The organism is Cryobacterium sp. M96 (assembly GCF_002929845.1).
Classification (GTDB): Bacteria; Actinomycetota; Actinomycetes; order Actinomycetales; family Microbacteriaceae; genus Cryobacterium; species Cryobacterium sandaracinum.
In genome coordinates, this window is sequence record NZ_PJJS01000027.1 from 1 (window position 1) to 15,255 (window position 15,255).

Genomic DNA, 15,255 nt, shown 5'->3' on the forward strand with positions numbered 1-15,255 from the left:
CCGAAACCAGCCCCGCACCCGCCCCGAAACCAGCCCCGCACCCTGCACCGGCTCGACAAGCAGGGCCCGCTGTACACTTTTTAGGGCGTCGCGCATGGGTGACGTCAAGCTCCGGGCCACGACTACGGCCCCGAGTAACTGCAAAGGATCCACACTTCACATGACGACACTTCCCCGCCTGGTTGCCTTCGATCTCGATGACACGCTGGCCGCTTCCAAGTCGCCGCTCGACCCGCGCATGGCCGAACTCATGGTCAACCTGCTCGGGGTCGTCGACGTATGCGTCATCTCCGGCGGGCAGATCGCCCAGTTCCACATGCAGTTGATCGACAACCTCGACACCGTGAGTGAAGACATCCTCTCGCGCCTGCACCTGATGCCCACCTGCGGCACGCAGTACTACCGGCACGCCGACGGTGCCTGGAACCAGATCTACGCCGAGTACCTGACCGACGCCGAGAAGACGGATGCCCTCGCCGCCGTCGAGATCTCCGCGCGTTCGCTGGGCTACTGGGAGAGCGACACCTGGGGCCCGATCCTCGAGGACCGCGGTTCGCAGATCACCTTCTCCGCCCTCGGCCAGGCCGCCCCGGTGGCCGCCAAAGTCGCGTGGGACCCAACGGGTGAGAAGAAGAACACCCTGCGCGAAGCCGTGCAGGCGCTACTGCCCGACCTCGAGGTGCGCTCCGGCGGCTCCACCTCGGTGGACATCACCCGTCGCGGCATCGACAAGGCGTATGGCATGAACAAGCTCGCAGCCCTCACCGGCGTGCCGCTCGACGACATGCTGTTCGTGGGCGACCGCCTCGACGAGAACGGCAACGACTACCCGGTCAAGGTTCTCGGCGTGGAGTGCGTCGCCGTGCAGGGCTGGGAAGACACCGCCGCGTTCCTTGAGACGCTGATCCCGCAGCTCGCCGCCGCCGCCGCCGCAGCCGCAGCAGCCTCTGCCGCTGCCACTGCCTCCGCCTGACGGATTCTGATCAGTCGAACCCCGCGACGAAATCTTGCAACCACGGCCGCAGGTCCGGCCCGAGGTCCTCGCGGTCTGCGGCGAGCCGCACGATCGCCTTGATGTAGTCCAGGCGGTCGCCGGTGTCATAGCGGCGGCCGCGGAAGATCACTCCGAACACGCCACCCGTCGCATCCGGGGTCGTCGCAAGCTCCTGCAGCGCATCCGTGAGCTGAATCTCGTTGCCCTTGCCCGGCAGGGTGTGCTCGAGCACGTCGAACACCTCCGGGCGCAGCACATAGCGGCCGATGATGGCCAGGTTCGACGGGGCATCCGCGGCGCTGGGCTTCTCCACGAGCCCGGTCACGCGCACCACGTCGGGGTCGTCGGTGGGCTCGATCGCGGCACAGCCGTAGAGGTGGATCTGCAACGGATCGACCTCCATCAGCGCCACGATTCTGGCGTTGCGCGCGCCCTGCTCCACCAGCATCCGGGCCAGCAACGGGTCACGGATGTCGATCAGGTCATCACCCAGCAGCACCGCGAACGGCTTGTCGCCGACGTGCATCTTCGCGCGCAGCACCGCATGCCCGAGTCCGAGCGGGTCGCCCTGGCGCAAGTAGTGGATGTCGGCCAGCCGGGTGGGGAGCCGCACCTTCGCGAGGCGGTCGTGGTCGCCCTTCTTCTCGAGCAGCGACTCCAACTCGGTCATGCGGTCGAAGTGGTTCTCCAACGCGTTCTTATGCCGCCCTGTCACCATCAGCAGGTCGGTCAGGCCGGCCGCGGCTGCCTCCTCGACCACGTACTGGATCGCGGGCTTGTCGACGACGGGAAGCATTTCCTTCGGCATGGCCTTGGTCGCCGGCAGGAAGCGTGTTCCCAGTCCTGCCGCGGGAATGACGGCCTTGGTAATCTCGGAGCTCATGAGACTCAGACTAAGGGCGCAGTGTTGCCGCCGCATCACCCACCGCGGATCTTTCGGTCTGGCGCCGTGATCTGTCTCGGTCACCGGCCACTGCCCGTGAGGTCACCTGCCGCCCGCTCTGGGCTGCCTTGCCGTACCCCTGAGTCGGGCTGGCAGCTGCGGCTAATTCAGGAGAAACTCGGCCACAGTCATCCGTTGCGCCGTATTCCCGGGGGCTGTGCCGCGCATCCAGCCCAGATCTCCTGAGTTAGCCACCTGTGAGTCCGGTGGCCGGTGCCTCAGCTGGCGTAACTTCTGCAATTCGCGGCCGGAGGGTCACGCCAAGCCGGGTCGGGCACATCCGTCAGAATCTGCAGGAGTTGTGCGCGGCCGTAGGGGGCTAACTCAGGAAAACCGAGCCGGCTGCGGCTTGCGCCCCCGGAATTACGCAACGAATACCGAGGCCCATCCCGGATCTCCTGAGTTAGCCACAGAAAAGGCAAGTGCACGTGCCGACGGGCACCCCGGCGCACACCCGCACCCGACCTGCAGTCCCCGTCAGCGCCCGCGGCCGCCGCGCAACAGAACCAACCCGAGCACCGTGCCGACCGCAGTCCCGACCGTGTTCGCGACCACATCGGCGAGGGTGGCGAACCGGTCCGGCAGGAAGATCAGCTGCCCGAGCTCGATGGTGCAGCTCGCCGCGAACCCGACAAGCACGGCCAGCCACCACCGTCGTGCGCCGGCCACGAGCACGACGAACAGGCCGACCGGCACGAACAGGGCGATGTTGGCGATGAACTCGACCAGGCCGTAGCGCACCCAGCCGGGCGCGCCGTGTTCCTGCAGCCAATCGATAAGGGCCAGGAGTGAATCGTATGCCGCCCGGTCGACCGGCACCGGCCAGAACGCGATGAAGGCCAGCGCGACCAGATAGACGAGCATGAGCCAGGGCGCCCACCGGCGCAGCCGGGTGGGCGCGGCTCCGCCCGCCGCGGCAGGGCCCGGCGGTCTCGGCGGGGGAGTGCGACTCGCGTCGGTCATGTCTCGCCTCCCGGTACGTCACGATCGGCGAACCGACGGCGCCGGGACCTGACCGCAACACTGTCGATCTATTTACCGTAGACGCATCCGTGCGCGGGGGCTCGCAAATACGCTCTGAGCCGAAGGATGCCCACCGCCGACCACTTCTATTCCGGTCGAGAGTGACTGGTAAAGCGGGCGCTCTCGACCGGAACGGGCACCCTCACGACGGGAACCCCGCCCCTACCGCCCGGCCGACACCCGCTTCGGCAGCACGAAGACGAGCAGCAGTGCCAGCACGCTGAACGCGGCGCTCACGCCCATCGCCGCGGTGGCGCTGTCGGTGAAGCCGGCGGCGACGGCCTCCGCCCCGGGGCCGGCCACGACCAGCGTGCCGAAGAAGACGCTGCCGATCACGGCGATGCCCACGGCGCTGCCGACCCGCTGCATCACGCCGACCACGCCGCTGGCCGCACCGGCCTCGGAGCGGTCCACGGTCGCCACGATGAACTGGGCGTTCGGCGCGATGAAGAATCCGCTGCCGAGACCCGCGATCAGCAGCGGCGGCAGCAGCTCCCAGTTGGTGATCGCCGGGCCGATCAGGAGCAGGGCCAGCCAGACCCAGACCAGGCCGATGGTGACCAGGGACACGCCGATGATCAGCACGGTGCGGCCGAGCCGCTGCGCCAGCCGGTTGCTCTGCGAAGCGCCGATGATGGTTCCGATCGCGAACGGGATCGATACCAGCCCCGACTCGAGGGCGGTGTGCCCGAGGCCGGCCTGCCAGAGGATCGAAATGGTGAAGAAGATGCTGGTGAACGCGGCGAAGTAGACCAGGGCGAGCACGATGCCGCCGGTGAACGCCGGATGCCGGAACAGCCGCGGCGGCACCAGCGGGCTCTTGCCCCACCGGGTGTACGCCACCTCCCAGAAGCCGAATGCCACAATCAACAGCGCCCCCGCTGCCAGGGTCAGGTAGGTCCAGAGCGGCCAGCCCTGGTCCTCGCCCTCGATCAGGGGAACGAGCAGCGCCACGAGCCCGCCGGAGATCAGCAATAGGCCCACCCAGTCGATGCCGCCGCTCGGGGTGCCCGGGGCACGTTCGGAGCCGGCCGGCAACAGGATCGCCGCCGCGACGAGGGCGACGATGCCGATCGGCAGGTTGACCCAGAAGACCAGGCGCCATCCGTTCTCGTCGCCGAAGGCCTCGATGATCAGGCCGCCGATGATCGGGCCGAGCGCCGTGGATACGCCGATCACCGTGCCCATGATCGCGAACGCCTTGCCGCGGGTGATGGGCGGGAACAGAAGCTGGATCACAGCGGTCACGGCCGGCACGAACATGCCGCCGGCAAGCCCCTGCACGACCCGGGCGATGATCAGCTGCAGATCGTTCTGCGCGAGCCCGCAAGCCAGGCTGGCCAGGGTGAACAGCAGCAGACCGGTGAAGAAGACCCACTTGTGGCCGATGCGGTCGCCGAGCCGCCCGGCCGGGATCAGCGCGATCCCGAAGGCGAGCGCGTAGCCGGAGATGATCCAGGAGAGGGTGGCCTCCGAGGCATCCAGGCTGGTACGGATGGTCGGAAGCGCCACATTCACGATCGTGGTGTCGAGCAGCGCCATGAACATGCCGGCCAGCAGCACGATCAGGGCCTGCCAGGCATGCCGTGGGATAGCGACAGGTGCGGGGAGACCCGGGCTGGAATCGGTCATGACATGATCCTCTCGCGCTTCTGGCCGCGCCGGCCCGGCCGCACCAAACACCAACTACCAAACACCAACTACCAAACACCAACTACAAAAACCCCCACTCCGAAGAGTGAGGGTTTTGCATATCTGTCGGGGTAACAGGATTTGAACCTGCGACCTCGTCGTCCCGAACGACGCGCGCTACCAAGCTGCGCCATACCCCGATGGCCCGTAAGCCTTGACAAGTATAACCCCCCGGATGCCCTACCACGACCATCCGGTGCCGAGCCTGCCGATACCCCCGCTACGCCGCCGTCAGCGTGAGCAGGGTCGCCTCCGGCGCGCAGGCGAACCGCACCGGCGCGTAGATCGACGTGCCGAGCCCCGCGGACACGTTCAGGTACGAGGTGTGCAGTCCGGAGTCCCAGAGGCTGAGGCCCTTGACCTGCTTGCGTGGGATGTCGCAGTTGGTGACGAGGGCGCCGTACCGGGGAACGCACACCTGCCCGCCGTGCGTGTGCCCGGCCAGGATCAGCTGGGCACCATGGTTGACGAACGAGTTGAGCACCCGCTGGTAGGGCGCGTGGGCGACGCCCACCGTGAGCGTCGACCGCGGCGGGGTCGCCTCCTCGGGGTCGGGCCAGTGCTCCTCCGACAACGGGTCGTTCGCTCTCAGGTCGTCGATCGCCCGGGTGATCAGGTCGAGGCGGTCGAGCCCGATGTGCGGGTCATCCACCCCGAACAGCTCCAGGTGGGTGCCGTTGATGTCGAGCGCGGCCGCCGCGTTGTCGAGGTCGATCCAGCCGAGGTCGCCGAACACCCGGTGCAGGTGGGCGATGTCGAGCTTCTCGTGAAACGCCGAGCGAAGCGTCGACGGGGCACGAAAGTACCGCATCGGGTTCTTCAACTGCGGCCCGTAGTAGTCGTTCGACCCGTTGACGAAGATGCCCGGAATGCCGCGGAACGGTTCGAGGGCATACTCGATCCCGGAAATGCCGTCGGCGTGACCGAGGTTGTCGCCCGTGTTCACGATCAGGTCCGGCGCGAGGTCGGCCAAGCCGCGCACCCAGTCTTGTTTATCCCGCTGCCACGGTGCCATGTGCAGGTCGGAGAGGTGCAGCACCTTGATCGGGGCGGATCCCGGCGCGAGCACCGGAACGAGAACCTCGCGGAGGGTGAACATGCGGCGCTCCACGAGAGAGCCCCAGGCGAACGCGACGACTCCGGCCGCGGCTACCACCCCGGCGCTGACGGCCAGGGAGGTGCCTGCGGAGTTGGCGCGCGTCATCCGTTGCCCCCGCCGTTCGCGTCGGGTTTCGCGTCGGGTTTCGCGTCGGGCTTCGCGCCGGCGGCAAGCTTGCCGACCACGATCGTGACGGAGCTGCCCGCCGCGGCGCCGGAGCCGGCGGTCGGTGTCATGGAGAGCACCGTGCCGACCTGCTTCGGGTCGGTGACGTCCTGCTCCTGCTTGACGATGCCGAAGCCCGCCAGGGTGGAGGTAGCTTCGGCCTCGGTCTTGCCCACGACATCGGGCACGATCTTGAGCGCGCCGTTGCTGGAGTAGACGGTCACGGTCGAGCCGCGGCTGGCGCTGCTGCCGCCGGCCGGGTCGGTGCGGGCCACGGTGCCGGCGGGCATCTCGGAGTCGGTCACACCGCCGTCGACCACGTCGAAGCCGGCCGAGGTCAGGGTGGAGGCGGCTTCGCTCATCGACTTGCCGCGCAGGTCGGGCACGGGAATCTGAACGGCCTGCAGCACCTTGTTGGATGCCTCGGCGAAGGCGTCTCCGCCGTACTTCGCGTTCGCGACGCTCATCACCTCCGGCCACATGCGGTGACGGGCGGTGGCGGCCGTGCCGCCCTCCCAGTCGTCCACGAGACGCTGGTTGATGTCGCCGGTGACGCTGACGACGCCGACCACCGTGGCGACCTTGGTGCTCGCGCCGCTCATCCAGGTGTCCTTGTTGCCGTCGGTGGTTCCGGTCTTGCCGATCATCGGCACCCTCGGGGAGACCGCGGAATTCGACGCGCGTCCCGTGCCTTCGGTCATCACCTTTTGCATGGCATACGTCATGCCGGCGTCGACCTCGGGGGTGACCGCCTGGGTGCACTTGGTCTGCGGCGGGGTCATGTCGACGCCGTCGCCGCCGACGATCCGGTCGATCACGATCGGGCTGCAGCTGAGGCCGTTGTTGGCGATGCCGGCGAAGGCGATGGCCATGCTGAGCGGCGCGACCTCGTTCGTGCCGAGCACGGCCGAGGGTCCCTTGACGAGTGGCTCCAGGTCGGCGCGGCCCACTCCGAAGGCGTTGGCCATGTCGGCGATGCCGCAGAGGTCCAGCTTCTTCGCCATGCCGATGAAGCCGGTGTTGATGGAACCGATCGTCGACTGCAGCGCGCTGTAGTTCGTGCCGGGCTCGTTCGCGTCGTTCTTGGGGTTGAAGACATAGCTCTGGTTGCCTTCACAGCTGTTCTTGAACACGCCCCAGTCGCTCTTGCGGCGGGAGTCGACGCGTTCGTTGAGCGTGTGCCCCTGGGTCAGCCACTCGGCGAGGGTGAAGACCTTGTAGGTCGAGCCGGGCTGGAACCCGAGCGAGCCGCCCTCGTTGGAGTTGGTGTTGTAGTTGATGCCCGTGTAGTCGTTGTTGTTCTCGGTCACGGCCGGGTCCTGGCTGTAATCCTTGTTCTGGGTCATGGCCAACACTCGGCCGGTGCCCACCTCGACGCTCGTGATCACACCGCCCACGTCCCAGTCCCCGTACTGCTTCGGCACGTGCTTCTTCATGGTGGTCTCGGCGGCGTTCTGCAGGTCGAGGTCGAGCGTGGTGTAGATCTCGTAGCCGCCGCGACGGAAGTTGGCCATGCGGGTGCCTTCGTCTTCGCCGAAGGAGGGGTCATTCTGCAGGGTGTTGACGACCAGGCTGCAGAAGTACGCGCTGCCGCCGGCTGTCGCACACCCGGTGCTGGGTTCCGTGATGGTCGGCTCGATCACTGTGGCCAGGGCGGCGTCGTGGTCTTCCTGGGTGATCTTCTGATACTTGAGCATCTCGCCCAGGATGTAGTCGCGGCGTTCCTTGTTGGCGGCATACCCGTTGGCGACGCCGTTGGTTTCGCTGTCCGGGTTGTCGAGCTGGAACTTGACCGGGTTGTTCACGATCGCCACCAGGCTCGCCGCCTGCGCCAGTGACAGGCCCGCGGCGGTGGTGTTGTAGTAGTAGTTGGCGGCCGATTCGATGCCGTAGACCGTGCCGCCGAAACCGGTGATGTTCAGGTACTGGCGAAGGATGTCGTCCTTCGCGTACTGCTTCTCCACGCCGATGGCGAGGCGCATCTCCTTGAGCTTGCGGTCGGGGGTGGTCTCCGTGGCCGTGTCGTAGCAGCTCATGCGCTTCTTTTCGTCGGCCAGAGCCTCGCACTTCTGCACCTGCACGTTTTTCACGTACTGCTGGGTGATCGAGGAGCCGCCGCGCGCGGTGCCGGTGGCCACGGTGCTCACGACGCCCTTGACGGTGCCCTCGAGGTCGATGCCGCCATGCTCATAGAAGCGGGGGTCCTCGCCCGCGATCACGGCATCCTTCACGAACGGGCTGATCGCGTCCCACTCGACTTCCACCCGGTTCTGATCGTAGAACGAGGCCAGAAGCAGGGGGCTGCCGTCGGCGTTGGTCGCGTAGATGTTGCTCTTCTGCGCCAGCTGGTCGATCGCGAGGTAGTCGGGGAGGCTCTCGAACATGTTGATCGTGTTCGTGGCTGTCATGCCGGAGAGGGCCAGAGCGGGGGTGACAGCGGCGGCGACGAGGACGCCGGCCACGGCGCTCATCCCGACGAAACCGAGGAACCCGCCGAGCGCTCCACTGACCGTACGATTTTTGGCAGACATACTATTGAGACTAAGTGACAAATCTGAATAACCGCCTGAATCGGAGCCTTATGCCTGCCTGGGAGTACCTTACGACGCCGCTGATGATTCACAACACAGCTGCCATTTTGAACAACTGGGGCTCGGAGGGCTGGGAGCTCGTGCAGGTCGTTCCCGGACCCGAGGGTGGGCTTGTCGCCTACCTCAAGCGCCCCGTCGCCACCGAAGGAGCCTGAGGCGTGGCGCAGATCGCTGCCCGACTGGCCGAGCTCGGCATCGAGCTGCCGAGCGTCGTGCCTCCCGTGGCCACCTATGTGCCGGCCATGGTCTCCGGCTCGCTGGTGTTCACCAGCGGTCAGCTGCCGATGATCTCGGGGGCGCTGCCGGCCACCGGCAAGGTCGGCGACGGCCACGGACTCGTGCCGGCCGCCGACGCCCAGGACTACGCCCGGCAGTGCGCGCTCAACGGGCTTGCCGCCATCCAGGCCGCGATCGGATCGCTGGACCGAGTGACGCAGGTCGTCAAGGTCACCGGCTTCGTCGCATCCGACCCGTCGTTCACCGGCCAGCCCGGTGTCGTCAACGGTGCCTCCCAGGTGCTCGGCGAGATCTTCGGCGACCGGGGCGTGCATGCCCGCTCGGCCGTCGGCGTCGCTGTGCTGCCGCTGGATTCCCCGGTCGAGCTGGAGCTCATCGTCTCCTTCGCCTGAGCCCCAGAAAGCGGGCAGGCCCACTGGGCCTGCCCGCTTTCGTGTGTCTACTCGGGTGCGTGCCCGAACGAATTGGTTAGACGCTGGTTACTTCAGGGTGGACATGATCGCCGTCATCACCGAGGTGTCAGCGAGGGTGGTGGTGTCGCCGACCTCGCGGCCCTCCGCGACATCCTGCAGCAGACGCCGGATGATCTTGCCCGAGCGCGTCTTCGGCAGCTCGCTCACGATGAAGATCTGGCGGGGCCTCGCGATGGCACCGATTTGCTGGGACACGTGCGCCCGCAGCACGGCCTGGATGTCCGCGTGCGAGGACTCCTCCAGGTGGCTGTACTTGATGATGACGAACGCCACCACCGCCTGGCCGGTCGTGTCGTCGTGCGCGCCGACCACGGCCGCCTCGGCGGTCATCGGGTGCGCCACCAGCGACGACTCGATCTCGGCCGTGGACAGACGGTGCCCCGACACGTTCATCACGTCGTCGACCCGGCCGAGCAGCCAGATCTCACCGTCACGGTCGAGGCGGGCGCCATCACCGGCGAAGTAGCGCGGGTTCTCCGATCCAAACTTCTCCCAGTACGTCTCCTTGAAGCGCTCCGGGTCACCCCAGATGCCGCGCAGCATCGACGGCCACGGTTCGGTCACCACGAGCAGGCCACCGTTGTCGCGGCCCACGTGGTTTCCCTCGTCGTCGAGCACGTCGATCACGACGCCGGGGATCGGGCTCTGCGCCGAGCCGGGCTTGGTCGTAGTCACGCCGGGCAGGGCGGAAATCATGATCGCGCCGGTCTCGGTCTGCCACCAGGTGTCGACCACCGGCGCGACATTGCCGCCGATGACCTCGCGATACCACATCCACGCCTCCGGGTTGATGGGCTCGCCCACCGAACCGAGCAGGCGCAGGCTGGTCAGGTCGAAGCCCTGCGGGATCTGGCGACCCAGCTTCATGAAGGTACGGATGGCCGTGGGCGCCGTGTACAGGATGCTCACCTTGTACTTCTCAACGATTTCCCACCACCGGCCGGGGTGAGGGGTGTCCGGGGTGCCCTCGAAAAGCACCTGGGTGGCGCCGTTGGCGAGCGGGCCGTAGACCACGTAGCTGTGGCCGGTGATCCAGCCGACGTCGGCGGTGCACCAGTAGACATCAGTCTCGGGGTGCAGGTCGAACACGTTCTTGTGGGTGAACGCCACCTGCGTGAGGTAGCCACCGGTGGTGTGCAGGATGCCCTTGGGCTTGCCGGTGGTGCCGGACGTGTAGAGGATGAACAGCGGGTTCTCGGCCGGGAAGCCCAGCGCCTCATGCTCTCCCGCGACCGAGGCGAGCTCGTCGTGCCACCACAGGTCGCGGTCGAACCACTCCACGAAGCCGTCGGTGCGCTTGACCACGAGCACGTTGCGCACGGTGGTCTCGCCGCCCTCCAGAGCCGCGTCGACGGCCGGCTTGAGAGCGGACGCCTTGCCCTTGCGGTAACCGCCGTCGGCGGTGATCACGAGCACGGCGCTGGCGTCATCGATGCGCGAACGGAGGCTTTCGGCGCTGAAACCGCCGAAGATGACCGAGTGCACTGCGCCGATGCGGGCCACGGCGAGCATCGAGATGACGGCCTCCGGGATCATCGGCAGGTAGATCGCGACGCGGTCCCCGGCATTCACGCCGAGTTTTGTCAGCACATTCGCAGCACGCTTCACTTCGGCAGTGAGCTCGGCATATGTGATGTCGCGGGAGTCTCCCGGCTCACCCTCGAAATGCAGCGCGACCCGGTCGCCGTTGCCGGCCAGCACGTGCCGGTCGAGGCAGTTCCAGGCCACGTTCAATTCGCCGTCTTCGAACCATTTGGCGAACGGTGGATTGGTCCAGTCCAGGGTTTTTGTGAACGGCTTATGCCAGTGCAGAAGCTCGCGGGCCTGATCAGCCCAGAATTTCAATCGGTCGTCCGTGGCGTCCTGATAGATCTGCGGCTTCGCGATGGATTGTGCGGCAAATTCCGGTGTCGGCGGGAATCTGCGGGATTCATGGAGAAGGTTATCGATCTTGACGCTCATACGTATGTCGCTCCTTTGCGATGCGCTGCGTGTATCGGGCGCGTGAACCAGCCCCTCCTGAACCCTACACGGCGACATGTGTCGCCCAGGTTGCGCGGAATTGCGGCGAGTTCCCACCCCCAATTGTGGTCTCATCAGGCACCCGGGTTCTGTGTCCTCATTTATGAGGACACGGGGGACTTGCGCATCTGTAATTCCCCTTGTACATTTGTCTTTGTCTGAACGAAAGTTTTGACCTGCGGTGTGTCTGGTTCCCCCCAATCAGCGCACTGCCGAGGCGGCACCTGTTCCCCCCAATAGGTGCCGCCCCCCTTTTTAACCTTTGGTTTTTCGCGGTGGTGCGTCCCGGTCCTCCCCAGCCAGCGGTCGGCCCGGGTTCTCCTCGATCCGGCGCAGGGGCCGGATGCGCTCCCACCGCCGATCTAACGTCGGGGCATGCCCGAGCCGTTCGTCGCCGTCCCGTCGTATGGCAGGTCCGTGCCTGTCCGCCCTCCCAACGGTGCTCCCGACCGCCGCACGGATGCCCGGCCGCCCGGTGCGCTCAGCCCCGGTGCTCTCAGCCCCGGTGTGCTGCCGGCGATCCGGCCCCTCGACGTGTTCGTGCTCGGCCCGCTCGCCGAATTCGCCGCCGACGGCGAGGTCACCGATCTGTTCGTCAACGGCGCCGCCGGGCTGTGGGTGGATGCCGGCCACGGACTGCTGCACGCCCCGCAGTGGAGCTGCCCGGAACCGGCTGTGCGGGAATTGGCGGTGCGCCTGATCGCCCTCGGCGGGCGCCACATCGACGAGGCCAGCCCCTGCGTCGATGTGCGGCTGTCCGACGGCATCCGGGTGCATGCGGTGCTGCCGCCGGCGTCGAGCACGGGCACGCTGCTGTCCATCCGGCTGCCTCGCGCCGAGCGCCTGAGCCTCGCCACGCTCGCCGCCGGGGGTCTGTTCGGGGTGGGGGAGGCATCCGTCGCCGTCGCTGACCGGCTGCGCGTGGCCGTGCACCGGCGCGAGAACCTGCTCATCACGGGAGCCGCCGGCAGCGGCAAGACCACCCTGCTCGCGGCGCTGCTGGGCGAGGCACCGCCTGGGGAACGCATCGTGGCCATCGAGGACGTCGCCGAACTGCGCATAGACCACCCGCATGTCGTGGCGCTCGAGGCACGGCAGCCGAACCTCGAGGGTGCCGGCCGGATCGGCCTGGAGAGTCTCCTGCGCGAGGCGTTACGGATGCGCCCCGACCGGCTGGTGCTCGGCGAATGCCGCGGTGCCGAGATCCGGGAGCTGCTGGCCGCGCTCAACACAGGCCACGACGGCGGCGCCGGTACCCTGCACGCGAACTCCCTGCACGACGTTCCGGCCCGACTCGAGGCCCTCGGCGCTCTCGCCGGACTAAGTCCGGAAGCGGTGGCGCGGCAGGCGGTGAGCGCGATCGGGCTGGTGCTGCACCTCGAGCGCCGCGAGGGCCGCCGTCGGCTCGCTCCGCTCGGCCGGTTCGCGCTGGACGCCCGGGATCGCCTGCTGGTGATCGCCGCGGCCCCGGGGAACCGCTGGGCCCCGGGGGAGTCCGGCCCGCCCAGACCGGTCCGCACACACGGGCGGCGGGCCGCCGCGGCCGCCGAGACTGGAGAGTCGGAATGAGAGTCGGCACGAGACTTGGCAGGAGACTCGGCACGTGGCTCGGCGTGAAACGGCGGCACGGTCCGCCCAGCCCGGCCATCGAGGAGGTGGCGCAGGTGACCCAACGCATCGCGGTTCTCCTCGCCGCCGGCGTCTCCCCGGCATCCGCGTGGGCCTACCTCGAACCCGTCGCTTCGCACCCCGTCGGCGAAAAGTCTCTGTCGCCGACACCGCCCTCTTCGGGGGCACAGATCATCCGGGCGGCGGCCGACGCCGGGCGCCGCGGCGACAACATCGCCGACGCCGTGGCCGCCGAGGCCCGCGCACTCGGCGGCCAGATCGGCGCCGCCTGGCTGGGCCTCGCCGCGGCCTGGCAGGTGGCCACCCAGGCCGGAGCGCCGCTGGCCTCCTGCCTGCGGCAACTGGCGTCATCCTTCCGGGACCTCGGCCAGTTGCATGCCGACCTCGCCGTGGCGCTCGCCGGCCCGAGCGCCACGGCACGGATGGTCGCGTTCCTGCCGGTCGTCGGTGTGCTGTTCGGCAGCCTTCTGGGCTTCAACACGCTGCAGACGCTATTCCTCACCGCACCCGGCTGGGCCTGCCTCGCCGGCGGCGGCGCCCTCATGCTGGCGGCGGACCGCTGGAACCGGCGGCTCGTGCACTCCGCCCGGGCACGGGACCCGACCCCCGGGCTCGAACTGGACCTCACCGCCATCGCCATGACCGGCGGCGGCTCCGTCGACCGCGCCCGGACCCTGGTCGACGCGGCGGCAGAGCGGTTCGCCCTGCACCGCGCGGACTCGGCGGCCAGCATCGACCGGGTGCTCGCTCTGTCGGTGCGCGCCGGCGTTCCCGCCGCGGAGCTGTTGCGAAGCGAGGCCGACCAGCTGCGTCGGCAGGCCCGCAGCGACGGCCAGCACCGGGCCGCCACCCTCGCGGTCACGCTCATGATCCCGCTCGGGGTGTGCGTGCTGCCCGCATTCATGCTGGTCGGAGTTCTGCCGCTGTTGATGACCGTCCTCTCGTCCACAGTGCTCGTTTTCTGAAGTTCTGCACCGAAGCGAGCGGCTGTCGGTGTTCCGCCCTCGCCCGCGCCAGTCTGAGACCACTCGTGCCGCCCACACACCGCGTCGCCCGACGCGAGAAGGAGACGAACGAATGCCCACCATCGAACCGACCACCGATTCTGCCCTGACACCGACCACCGATCAGGCCGCCAAACCGACCAGGGGTCAGGCCCTGCGACCGACCGTTGAACCGGCCACCGACGAGGTCACCAACCTGACCAGGAACCTGATCGCCGAGCGCGCCACCGGCACGATCGACGCAGCGACCACCGGCCCCGGCCTCGGCCACGATTCTCTGCGCAAGGCGGCACCGGCACCCCGGCTTCCGCGCCCCGACCGGTTCCGGCTGCCGCGCGGCCTGCGCGCCGAGACGGGTGCAGCCACCGCCGAATACGCCGTCGCAACGATGGCGGCGGTCGGATTCGCCGGCCTGTTGATCGTCATCCTGCGCGGCGACGAGGTGCGCGGCATCCTGACCGATCTGGTGCGCAATGCGCTTTCCGTGGGGTAGCCGCCGGCCCGACGTGCACTCCGACGGGCACTCCGACGGGCGCTCCGACGACGCCCCGAGCGCCCGAAGCCGCGCGCGGCGCCGCCCCGGCCCCAGGGACCGCCCCCGCGACCGCGGCAGCGTCACCGCCGAGTTCGCGACGGTCGTTCCGGCTGTACTGCTCGTGCTCGCCTGCTGCCTGGGCGCCCTGCAGGTGATCGGCCAGCAGGTGCGCCTCACGGATGCCGCGGCCGATGCCGCCCGGTCCCTCTCCCGCGGCGACAGCGTCGACCGGGCCTCTGGGCTGGTGCAGCGGGCGGTGCAGGGGGCCTCGATGACCCCGGAGCGCCGGGGTGAGTTCGTCTGCGTGAACCTGCGCGCACCGAGCTCGTTCAGCGCTTTCGCGGCCTTCGGCCTCACGCTCCGGGCCGGGTCCTGCGCGCTCGGCGGTGGCCGGTGAGGCCCCGCCGGGGGAGGTCCCGGACGCTGACTTCCCGGGCTCTGCGGCGGCGGACCGTGACTCGCCGGGCTCTGCGGCGGCGGCACTGGTCAGCACCCGAGCGCGGCTCGGGTACGGTGCTAGCTGTCGGGGTGCTGGGCGCGGTCATGCTCCTGACGGCGGTGCTGCTGCCGCTGTTCGCCGCGCTGGTGGTCGGTCAGGCGGTGCAGGGGGCAGCGGATGCCGCGGCGCTCGCCGCCGCCGACACCGCCTCGGGCGCCGTGGCCGGGATTCCCTGCGCGGCGGCGGCCGAAGCCGCGAGGCTGAACGGGGCATCCGTCACCGTCTGCACGGTGGAGGGATTGATCGCATCGGTGACCGCGGTGCGCGGCTACCTCGGGTTCGAGCTGGGCGCGCAGGCACGGGCCGGGCCGCCCGATTCGCCCGGCGGCCCCGCCGGCTGACTTCGTCT

The 15,255-nt window shown here is 68.5% G+C and carries 14 protein-coding genes and 1 tRNA gene; 8 read left to right on the forward strand and 7 right to left on the reverse strand.

The window, feature by feature from the left end:
- Positions 1-160: 160 nt before the first annotated feature.
- Positions 161-973: an HAD-IIB family hydrolase gene (locus CXY79_RS01440; protein WP_104099390.1), complete on the forward strand. Its 813-nt coding sequence runs from the start codon at positions 161-163 to the stop codon at positions 971-973.
- Positions 974-983: 10 nt separating this feature from the next.
- Here CXY79_RS01440 and CXY79_RS01445 read toward each other — a convergent pair whose 3' ends face one another.
- The 6 genes from CXY79_RS01445 to CXY79_RS01470 form a co-directional block, all read right to left on the reverse strand.
- On the reverse strand, positions 984-1,877 hold the full coding sequence (locus CXY79_RS01445) for a UTP--glucose-1-phosphate uridylyltransferase (RefSeq protein WP_104099391.1): 894 nt from the start codon (positions 1,875-1,877) through the stop codon (positions 984-986).
- A 537-nt stretch (positions 1,878-2,414) separates the two neighbouring features.
- Positions 2,415-2,900: a VanZ family protein gene (locus CXY79_RS01450; RefSeq protein ID WP_104099392.1), complete on the reverse strand. Its 486-nt coding sequence runs from the start codon at positions 2,898-2,900 to the stop codon at positions 2,415-2,417.
- A gap of 222 nt (positions 2,901-3,122) precedes the next feature.
- Entirely contained in the window at positions 3,123-4,592 is a 1,470-nt protein-coding gene (locus CXY79_RS01455) for a DHA2 family efflux MFS transporter permease subunit (RefSeq protein WP_104099393.1), read from the reverse strand.
- Between the two features lie 126 nt (positions 4,593-4,718).
- A tRNA-Pro gene (locus CXY79_RS01460) sits at positions 4,719-4,792 on the reverse strand.
- Between the two features lie 80 nt (positions 4,793-4,872).
- Entirely contained in the window at positions 4,873-5,856 is a 984-nt protein-coding gene (locus CXY79_RS01465) for a metallophosphoesterase (RefSeq protein ID WP_104099394.1), read from the reverse strand.
- On the reverse strand, positions 5,853-8,447 hold the full coding sequence (locus CXY79_RS01470; protein ID WP_104099395.1) for a transglycosylase domain-containing protein: 2,595 nt from the start codon (positions 8,445-8,447) through the stop codon (positions 5,853-5,855). Before CXY79_RS01470 ends, CXY79_RS01465 begins: the two co-directional genes overlap by 4 nt.
- A 50-nt stretch (positions 8,448-8,497) precedes the next feature.
- On the opposite strand from CXY79_RS01470, the gene CXY79_RS15580 reads away from it, so the two are divergent.
- Both CXY79_RS15580 and CXY79_RS01475 read left to right on the forward strand, forming a co-directional pair.
- Positions 8,498-8,662, forward strand: a complete 165-nt coding sequence (locus CXY79_RS15580; RefSeq protein WP_134342594.1) for a DUF4177 domain-containing protein — start codon at positions 8,498-8,500, stop codon at positions 8,660-8,662.
- A gap of 3 nt (positions 8,663-8,665) precedes the next feature.
- The gene (locus CXY79_RS01475; protein ID WP_104099396.1) at positions 8,666-9,136 is read left to right on the forward strand and encodes a RidA family protein; all 471 of its coding nucleotides are present in this window, start codon (positions 8,666-8,668) and stop codon (positions 9,134-9,136) included.
- An 87-nt stretch (positions 9,137-9,223) separates the two neighbouring features.
- Here CXY79_RS01475 and acs read toward each other — a convergent pair whose 3' ends face one another.
- Positions 9,224-11,179 (reverse strand): acetate--CoA ligase, encoded by a 1,956-nt coding sequence (gene acs / locus CXY79_RS01480; RefSeq protein ID WP_104099397.1) that lies wholly within the window; start codon positions 11,177-11,179, stop codon positions 9,224-9,226.
- 435 nt (positions 11,180-11,614) lie between these two features.
- On the opposite strand from acs, the gene CXY79_RS01485 reads away from it, so the two are divergent.
- From CXY79_RS01485 to CXY79_RS01505, 5 genes are all read left to right on the forward strand, one after another.
- Positions 11,615-12,808 carry a TadA family conjugal transfer-associated ATPase gene (locus CXY79_RS01485; protein ID WP_104099398.1) on the forward strand — a complete coding sequence of 398 codons (1,194 nt, stop codon included), beginning with the start codon at positions 11,615-11,617 and terminating at the stop codon, positions 12,806-12,808.
- 95 nt (positions 12,809-12,903) lie between these two features.
- A complete protein-coding gene (locus CXY79_RS01490; protein WP_233191126.1) occupies positions 12,904-13,833 on the forward strand; it encodes a type II secretion system F family protein in 930 nt (309 codons plus the stop codon).
- A gap of 367 nt (positions 13,834-14,200) precedes the next feature.
- Positions 14,201-14,365 (forward strand): DUF4244 domain-containing protein, encoded by a 165-nt coding sequence (locus CXY79_RS01495; RefSeq protein ID WP_233191137.1) that lies wholly within the window; start codon positions 14,201-14,203, stop codon positions 14,363-14,365.
- Entirely contained in the window at positions 14,346-14,804 is a 459-nt protein-coding gene (locus CXY79_RS01500) for a TadE family protein (protein WP_104099400.1), read from the forward strand. Before CXY79_RS01495 ends, CXY79_RS01500 begins: the two co-directional genes overlap by 20 nt.
- 56 nt (positions 14,805-14,860) lie before the next feature.
- Positions 14,861-15,247 carry an Rv3654c family TadE-like protein gene (locus CXY79_RS01505; RefSeq protein ID WP_241973128.1) on the forward strand — a complete coding sequence of 129 codons (387 nt, stop codon included), beginning with the start codon at positions 14,861-14,863 and terminating at the stop codon, positions 15,245-15,247.
- Positions 15,248-15,255: the final 8 nt, after the last annotated feature.